Annotated in this window: 4 protein-coding genes; 1 reads left to right on the forward strand and 3 read right to left on the reverse strand. The window is 43.4% G+C overall.

The features are described from left to right. On the reverse strand, window positions 1-443 hold a 443-nt coding region (locus AMDU4_RS12050; protein WP_290705295.1), incomplete at its 3' end, for an AAA family ATPase. Window positions 444-627: 184 nt separating this feature from the next. On the opposite strand from AMDU4_RS12050, the gene AMDU4_RS12055 reads away from it, so the two are divergent. Beyond that, a complete protein-coding gene (locus AMDU4_RS12055) occupies window positions 628-876 on the forward strand; it encodes a hypothetical protein (RefSeq protein ID WP_021792168.1) in 249 nt (82 codons plus the stop codon). 149 nt (window positions 877-1,025) lie between these two features. On the opposite strand, the gene AMDU4_RS12060 is transcribed toward AMDU4_RS12055, so the two are convergent. Together AMDU4_RS12060 and AMDU4_RS12065 are read right to left on the reverse strand one after the other, a co-directional pair. Next, on the reverse strand, window positions 1,026-1,301 hold the full coding sequence (locus AMDU4_RS12060) for a hypothetical protein (RefSeq protein WP_021787315.1): 276 nt from the start codon (window positions 1,299-1,301) through the stop codon (window positions 1,026-1,028). A gap of 69 nt (window positions 1,302-1,370) precedes the next feature. Then, the coding region (locus AMDU4_RS12065; RefSeq protein WP_021788233.1) for an ATPase at window positions 1,371-2,568 on the reverse strand (1,198 nt) is incomplete at its 5' end.

Consider the following 2,568-nt stretch of genomic DNA (forward strand, 5'->3'; position numbering starts at 1 on the left):
GCGAAGAATTCTGCCTGCACTGGTATAAGCACGTAATCTGATGCAACTAGCGAGTTGATTGTGAATATACCCAAGCTTGGTGGTGTGTCTATGATGATGAAGTCGTATTTTCTGGATATCCTCTTTAGCTCGTTATCAAGGATGTATTCACGGCCAATCTTTCCGGTTAGCTCTACCTCTGCGCCTGCAAGATCGATTGTGCTGGGAACTATATCGATTCCATCCTTTCGGATGATTGCATCCTCAATCCTGCCGTTGAGCATAACATCGTATATTGTGTGCTTTTGGTTCGCTTTGTTGATACCAAAATGAGTGGTTAGATTTCCCTGCGGGTCGATATCAACCAGAAGCACCCTGTGTTTCTTTGCAAGCAAAGCTCCCAGGTTCGCTGCAGTTGTCGTCTTTCCGCAACCTCCCTTCTGGTTGGCAATGGAGATGATCATTGATTGAACTTGGAAGCAAAGAGTTATAAGTTTATGGTTAACCTTTTTGGATTAACGGTTAGCGGTTAATTCATAAAACGAGCTTGTTTTATTCAACAGCATAGGTTCCTAAAATTCCTCACCCCGTTTGTATTTTCTGAATGCCTGGATACCACCTTGAATTACCAATCTGACAAGTCCAGCTATGAAGGAAAGAACTGCAAAGACGATCAATGGACCCCATACCACAAAGGTAGCATCCATAGAAATGGCTACCAAAGCGAGAGGAAAGAAGAACAAAGTTACTGCAAGACTCATAATCCCAGTCCTAAAGAACCATCCATATTCACGCCTCATAAGGAATAATGTGCCAAACATAATGGCAATCATTGAAAATACAATTGGGAAGACCAATGGAAGGCGAGCAATAAAAGAAGAGCTAAAATTTAGATGAATTGAAAGATATATAGATAGGTAAACTAGTCCCAACCCAATCAGATAAGACACCATCGCATAGAAAGGATGAATTTTATTGGTAGGGTGAATTGAAACCACTTAGATCAACTCTATTAACCTGTTTTTGCGTACGGTTACGATACCTGTTTATCTCTTTCCAGGCCTGTTGTTCCAAATGTTGCCTGCTCTTTCCTGCAACTTTCCACTCCTAGCTCCCAGAATTGTACCAACAAAAACTAATATCACGGATATAACGAATGCCAGCAATCCATACAGGAAGAAATTAGCCCAAATAACAGTTGCCAGATTTGAACTTCCATAGTAATTTCTGATTAACCAGCCTGACACCATTACAATCAATGACGCTATGAAGAGAAATGTCCCAACAGTCATTACCCGGTTTATAGGATGAAATCCAACCATTTATTCACCTATTCATGTTAGGTCTTTAGACTATATATATCCATAACTCAAGGAAAAGAGGATAGAAGGCTATGATAACACTCCCTTTTCAGGCTCTGTTAGCATCTCTCTTAATGAATCCATTGTCATTACCATGACTCTTTCTCCAAGTCCCTTATATTTGTCTATAAGCTCCCTGTTGGGAACAACAATTATCACCCTCAAGTTAGTTCCCACTATTCTTTCTTTCAAGTCTTCCATGCTATGCTTCAAGCCCGTCTCGATTTCCACCATGAAGAAATCTGTCTCTATGTCAAATGCTCCTCTTTCTCCGGTGGTCGATATCCTGTTTACGGATACACCAAGCTCGTTTAGGATGTCAACTGCCTGGCTCTGCATTCCTGTGTGGAGATTAGAGAGGTTGGGGCTCTTCGAATAGTACATAACGATTGGTTTGCCATCCCTGAGGTATTTGACCCTGCCAACTTCATTGTTGTTCTTCATTTCTTCAAGAATGGTCTTTATTCCGAGTTTTGCCTGATCCTTGCTGATTCCGTATTTCGCCGATATTTCCTTTCCCATTTCGGTTGCATAGGACATTCTTTCGCTGAGAATCTGCAGAATCTCCTCCTTGTAGTCTATGTCCTTCCCTCTCCCTCCGGCTCCCTCTTCCATCCTTTCTTCCCTGACCGCTGCAAGAATCTTCTGCGTTTCTCTGTATTCATTGCCGTCGGAAATGTATGTCAGCACCGGAGTGAACGCCTGGCTCTCAGGGAATTCTATGTCCGTGAACTGTCTAGGCTGCAGCACTGAGACGGAAAATCTTACAAGCTGGTTGTAGGACAGAATCTGCAGGTCTGCATCTCCCAACTTGAAAGTGAACTTCGTGCCGAAGTTTGCCCTCATCTCCGGCAGTATGTCGATAAGATTCTGCGTTATTATCCACAGCATTCCCTTGTCCCTTATCTCGCGGGACATAACATCAAGGATGGTGTGATATGACTTGGTAAGCCTGTGGGCCTCGTCAATGCATATGAGAGCGTCTTTTCTTTTGCGCTCTTCCATTTCCCTGTATATCTGCCTCAGCATAAGCTCGGCATAAAAGTTCTGGGCCTGCTTTGTCGGCAACGTTGAGAAGTCGAACACGGTGCTCTCATTCGCAAGTTCGACATTCCCCATGTCCTCTATGACCAGTGATTTGACGTTCTGCTCTATGGCGTTGAGCGTTTCAATCTGGTTCTTCGATGCGGATTTCCTCTTCTCGCCGATCGTTTCAGAAGCTCCTCCA

This window comes from Ferroplasma sp. Type II (genome assembly GCF_000496155.1).